This window comes from Aliterella sp. E5.1 (genome assembly GCF_057473825.1).
Window position 1 is genome coordinate 1 of record NZ_JBYCCV010000158.1, and the last position, 5,792, is coordinate 5,792.

A 5,792-nucleotide genomic window follows, 5' to 3' on the forward strand; every position below is an offset into this window, starting at 1 on the left:
ACGTCTGTTGGCAAACAGGACAGAGATAGCGTTGATGTCCGTTGGGCATCTTGCCGTGTTTATGGGCTTTAGAATGATCACACAAAGGGCATTGCATGGACGAGTTGCAGATGAGAGATCCCCTCTACTCTACCAATCCCACGTTTATTTGACGCACTACCAAATTTACTATTGTTTCTAGCGGCTACGACTTAAACCAGCAAACTAACCAAATGGAAAACTTTGTTGCGGCAAATACCGATTTAATTATTCTCAATGCTGCCGATAGTAAAGGTATTGCCCCAGCAATTGATAAGGCTAGAAAAGCAGGTAAGGTTGTGATGGCGGTAGATACTGGAGTTGACGCGGAGGTAGACGCAACTGTTACTACCGATAACCTCCAAGCCGGAAAAGTTGCTTGTCAATATATTGCCGATCGCCTAAAAGGTACAGGTAATGTAGTCATTGTGAATGGTCCTCCAGTAACTTCGGTCATTCAAAGAGTTGAAGGTTGCCAGCAGGTATTAGCTAAGTATCCTGGTCTAAAAATCCTCTCCAAAGACCAGAATGCAGAAGGTAGCCGGGAAGGAGGGTTGAAGGTAATAACGGATATATTGACAACCTTCCCGAAAGAAAATAGATGCAGTGTTTGCGATCAACGATCCTAGTGGAATCGGTGTAGACTTGGCAGCTAACCAAGCCCAGCGTAAAGACTTTTTTATTGTTGGGGTCGATGGTGCGCCAGAAGCAATAAAAGCGATCGCATCCAAAGAAGGTTTGTATGCAGCAACAGCGACGCAAAGCCCTAGAGGAATGACGCAAAAAGCAGTTCAAGTTGGTAACGATATTTTACATGGCAAAAAACCCAGTAACCCAAATATTTTGATTCCCGTGCAGTTAATTACGCGAGATAACGTTGATACCGCCCAAGGCTGGTAAGTCAAAAGTTAAGAATTGCAAAGTCTCTCTAAGGTAAATCTTTAGGTATATACGTTGAGTATTTGCGCCTACCTATGATGTAGACAGCAATAAAAAGCCGAATAGCTGCAAATCCGGCAATTTTTAGTTGTAGGAACAGTTCTTATATCAAATTTTGGCGATCGCTTTAATTTCCAGTCAATAGCTCGTCGTAGTGACGAAGTTTAAACCTGTTATTGCAGGAGCATTTCATGACAACAAATATTGAAACCTTATTTTCCCCTTCACCAATTGCTGCCCCAGTATTAGAAATGCAAGGGATTGGCAAAAGATTTAATGGTGTACCAGCGCTCCAAAATGTCGATTTGACCATTTATCCCGGAGAAGTTCACGCCCTCATGGGTGAGAATGGCGCAGGCAAAAGTACCTTGATGAAAATCCTTGCGGGGGCTTACATTGCAGATGAAGGCGAGATTCGCATTAACGGACAACCCTTAAAAATTACTAATCCAGCAACAGCACGCCAAGCCGGGATTAATCTAATTTATCAAGAGTTAAATGTCGCTCCCAACTTAACCGTTAGCGAAAATATGTTTATGGGTAGCGAGTTGCAGCGCGGTCAGTTTTTAGATCGTCAAGCGATGGAAATTGAAGCGCAGCAAGTTTTGGAAAGCTTGGGAGCTACTTTTACAACGCGGGATATAGTTGGTACTTTGTCCATTGCCGAATAGCAGCAAGTAGAAATTGCGCGGGCGTTGAAGGATAAAAGCCGCATTTTAGTGATGGATGAGCCAACCGCCGCCTTGTCTGACCGCGAGACGGAGCGATTGTTTGAGGTTATTCATAAACTCCGCCAGGACGGCATTGCAATTATTTATATTAGTCACCGCATGGAAGAAATCTATGCTTTGGCTGACCGAGTAAGCGTGTTGCGTGACGGTCAATATATTGGCAGTCTAACGCGAGAAGAAATTTCGCCAGCGCGATTGGTGCAAATGATGGTTGGTCGCTCGATGGGAGATTTTTACGAACACCAAAACCAAACGAATCCCGGTGCAGTGGTGCTGGAAGTACGAAATATTAGCGACGGGCGCAAGATAAAGCCAGCAAGTTTCAAGCTTCATGCAGGAGAAATTCTCGGTTTAGCGGGGCTAGTGGGAGCGGGACGCACAGAAGTATCGCGGCTAATTTTTGGCGCAGATCGAAAAGTAAGTGGTGAAGTCTTCCTCAATGGCAAAAAATTAGAGATTAATTCGCCCAGCGATGCCATTGATGCAGGGATTGGCTACGTCCCAGAAGACCGCAAAGACCAAGGATTGTTTTTAGAAATGAGTTGCCGCAAAAATATTGCGCTAAACACGCTCAAACAAGAAGCAAGGGCGGGTTTTGTAAATTGGGGTGCGGTCAATCGCAAATCGATTAATAATTTCCTGCAAATTGCGGGTATTCTGCCGATTTTAGTTTTGATCTGCATTATATTTCGGCAAGCATCCGTTAATATTGTCCTGGCAACGGGGATGACTTTTGTAATTCTCACCGGAGGAATTGACCTATCGGTGGGTTCAATACTCGCTGTCTCGGCGGTAGCGTCGTTGATAGTATCTTTAATTCCAGGTTTGGGTTGGGCGGCGGTAATCGCTGGGTTGCTTACAGGCTTGGCTTTAGGCTTGCTCAATGGCGCTTTAATTGCCTTATTAGATGTGCCACCTTTTATCGTTACCTTGGGTTCCCTGACAGCGCTAAGGGGTGCGGCATTCTTAATTGCTAACGGCACAACGGTATTCAACCGCGATCTAAATTTTGCTTGGATTGGTAACACTTATTTGGGTCCCTTTCCCTGGCGGGTAGTTATTGCCTTACTCACAGTTTTAGCTAGTTGGTTTGTGCTGAGGCAGACGGTGTTGGGCGTGCAAATTTACGCTGTGGGTGGCAACGAACGGGCAGCAAGACTTACAGAAATTAAAGTAAATCGCGTACTGCTGTTTGTCTATGGTGTTAGTGGCTTGCTGGCAGGTTTGGCAGGAATTATGAGCGCCAGCCGTTTGTATAGCGCTACTGGGACATTGGGGCAGGGTTACGAATTAGATGCGATCGCGGCGGTGGTTCTGGGTGGCACAAGTTTTACTGGCGGTATTGGCACTATTGGCGGCACGCTTTTGGGTGCATTGATTATTGCTGTCCTCAACAATGGTTTGACGTTGTTGAATATGTCTTATTTCTGGCAACTGGTGGTCAAAGGCTTGGTAATCATCGTTGCCGTAATTATTGATAGACTCCGCAGACTTCTCGGCGCTAAGCTTAACAACTCAAAACCGCTCGTGAATTTACAACTAATCTTTCAGATTTTCAATTCGACGAGGTGTGATGAAAAGATATTTGCTAACACCAAGCCTTGTTTGTGCAGGTTTAGTTGTTAATTTGATTAATTTTGAAAGTGCGATCGCTCAGGAAAATCCAGTTAGTAGCGAAACCTCTATAGGTCAAGTTACATCTGTTTCGCAGCTATCGGACGTGCAACCGACCGATTGGGCATTTCAAGCATTGCAGTCTTTAGTTGAACGTTATGGGGTGATTGCTGGCTATCCTGACGGGACTTTTCGGGGCAACCGAGCGATGACTCGCTACGAATTTGCGGCGGGTTTAAATGCAGCTTTAGATCGAATTAATGAAGTAATTGCCACAGGTACAGCTAATGCCGTTACTAAGGAAGACTTGGTAACTCTGCAAAGATTGCAGTCAGAATTTTCTACGGAACTTGCAGTTTTACGCGGGCGTGTCGATAGCTTAGAAGCTAGGGCGGCGGGACTTGAAGCCAATCAATTTTCTACTACTACTAAACTTAATGCCGAATTCGCTGTTTGCGTTGCGGAACCCAATTTATAACTACAGTGGTGGTTCGGGTGCAGGAATACGACACTTTTTTAGCGACAGCATAGAACTAAATTTAGGCTATTTAGTGCCTAGTAGCACTGCGGCAAGATCTACAGAAAAAAATGGATTATTTGATGGGGTTTATGCAGGTTTAGCGCAGGTAATTATTAGTCCGAGCGATCGCACTAAAATCGGTCTAACTTATATCAATAGTTACAGTCCTTCTTTCTTTACTACTGGCGAAGATATAGATCCAGCTTTAAATCCTGACTTTATACCCTTTGGTACTAGCACTGGCAGCAATTTATCTAATACTAACTTTGGCAGAGCCGTATCTACTAATGCTTACGGCGTATCGGGAACTTTTGCCCTCAATCCTAATTTCTCTATTGGTGGCTGGGTGGGCTATGCCAACCAACGCTATATCGGTAGGGGAGATGCGGAGGTTTGGAACTGGGCAGTTACTCTGGCGTTTCCCAATCTAGGCAAAGAAGGCAATCTCGGCGGCATTCTTGTCGGCATGGAACCCAAGGTAACAAGAGTTGACAGCACCTTAAATAACGGTCAAGCCGACGAGGATACATCTCTGCATTTAGAGGCTTTTTACAGATATCAGATATCGGACAACATCCAAATCACCCCTGGAGTCATCTGGCTGACTGCGCCAAATCACAATGTAGATAACGACGATGTAGTAATTGGCGTACTTAGAACTGTCTTTAGATTTTAAAGGAGCAAATAAAAAATGACTTTATTACTTGCTGGAGATATTGGCGCTACTAAAACAATTTTGCGATTAGTGGAATCGCAGCAGGAGGGCGCACGGGATTTACCACAGCAAACTACCTTGCACGAGCAAACCTACCCCAGCCAAGAATTTGCAGATTTAGTACCAATGGTGCGCAAATTTCTGGACGCAGCCGGAAGCAACCCAACTCCAGAAAAAGCCTGCTTTGGCATTGCTGAACCTGTTGTCAACAATACTTCTAAGCTAACTAATTTAAGTTGGATATTAGAGGCAAGCCGCTTAGAGCAAGAGTTGCAAGTTTCCAAAGTTGCTTTAATTAATGACTTTGTGGCAGTAGGTTATGGAGTTTTGGGTTTGTCTGAATCGGATTTGCATACTTTGCAGCCAGGTACACCGGATGCCAATGCCCCGATCGCTATTATTGGTGCTGGGACAGGTTTGGGGCAAGGGTTTGTTATTCCCCAATCTCCTAGTTATCGCGTATTTGCGACAGAAGGCGGACACGCCAGCTTTTCGCCCCAATCTCAACTAGAATTTGAACTGCTGCAATACCTATTAGAGAAATACAACATCAACCGAGTTTCTGTAGAACGGGTAGTTTCGGGGATGGGTATTGTGGCAATTTACCAGTTTTTGCGATCGCGCAAAATCTACCAAGAATCTCCCCATTTGGCGGAAGTTTATCAAACTTGGGAGCGAGAAGCGGAACGGCATTTTGCGGAAGAAGGATTCTCCCGCAAAGATGCCTCAACTTTGGGAGAGGCTTCTACCTCCCCAAAGGTTTTCAAGAGAATTGGCACGGAACATAAATCTGTGGATTTGGCAGCAGAAATCTCTATTGCGGCAGTTAAGCAAGATGTTCTCGCTCAAAAAACGCTGGAACTATTTGTAGCAGCTTATGGCGCTGAAGCTGGAGACTTGGCGCTAAAACTTCTACCCTATGGCGGGCTGTACATCGCCGGAGGTATTGCCGCCAAAATCTTACCCCTAATGCAACAAGGATTTTTGCCAGCATTCTTACACAAAGGACGTATGAACTCTCTACTAGAGCAAGTTCCCGTGCGGATTGTTTTAAACCCCCAAGTTGGACTAGTAGGTTCAGCGATTTGTGCTGCTGGGCTGACGTGAAGTACCCCAACCTGCTTTGCGAGGTTGGGGCTTCCAACCAAGCTCAATTCAGGGACGGTTTTATTCGTCCTCGGAGCTTCCCACTTCATCAGCCGATGCCTTCATCATCTAGTGACGATGTTGGACTTACTCAGCCTCCATAGGCAGT

The 5,792-nt window shown here is 45.2% G+C and carries 3 protein-coding genes and 4 pseudogenes; 6 read left to right on the forward strand and 1 reads right to left on the reverse strand.

The genetic code is table 11. The features are described 5' to 3' along the window. Positions 1-97: IS1/IS1595 family N-terminal zinc-binding domain-containing protein (locus AC2VE5_RS23785; protein WP_486886923.1), on the reverse strand; the 97-nt coding region annotated here is incomplete at its 3' end. Between the two features lie 64 nt (positions 98-161). On the opposite strand from AC2VE5_RS23785, the pseudogene AC2VE5_RS23790 reads away from it, so the two are divergent. The 6 genes and pseudogenes from AC2VE5_RS23790 to glk form a co-directional block, all read left to right on the forward strand. Continuing rightward, positions 162-918 (forward strand): annotated as a pseudogene (locus AC2VE5_RS23790) (substrate-binding domain-containing protein); the annotation flags it as partial. A gap of 230 nt (positions 919-1,148) precedes the next feature. Continuing rightward, positions 1,149-2,327: pseudogene (locus AC2VE5_RS23795) on the forward strand (sugar ABC transporter ATP-binding protein); the annotation flags it as partial. Further along, a pseudogene (locus AC2VE5_RS23800) lies at positions 2,316-3,179 on the forward strand (ABC transporter permease subunit); the annotation flags it as partial. The pseudogenes AC2VE5_RS23795 and AC2VE5_RS23800, both read left to right, overlap by 12 nt. An 82-nt stretch (positions 3,180-3,261) precedes the next feature. Next, positions 3,262-3,765: pseudogene (locus tag AC2VE5_RS23805) on the forward strand (iron uptake porin); the annotation flags it as partial. Beyond that, positions 3,740-4,498 carry an iron uptake porin gene (locus AC2VE5_RS23810; protein WP_486890127.1) on the forward strand — a complete coding sequence of 253 codons (759 nt, stop codon included), beginning with the start codon at positions 3,740-3,742 and terminating at the stop codon, positions 4,496-4,498. The pseudogene AC2VE5_RS23805 and the gene AC2VE5_RS23810, both read left to right, overlap by 26 nt. Positions 4,499-4,513: 15 nt before the next feature. Beyond that, the gene (gene glk, locus AC2VE5_RS23815; RefSeq protein ID WP_486890128.1) at positions 4,514-5,644 is read left to right on the forward strand and encodes a glucokinase; all 1,131 of its coding nucleotides are present in this window, start codon (positions 4,514-4,516) and stop codon (positions 5,642-5,644) included. Positions 5,645-5,792 lie beyond the last annotated feature (148 nt).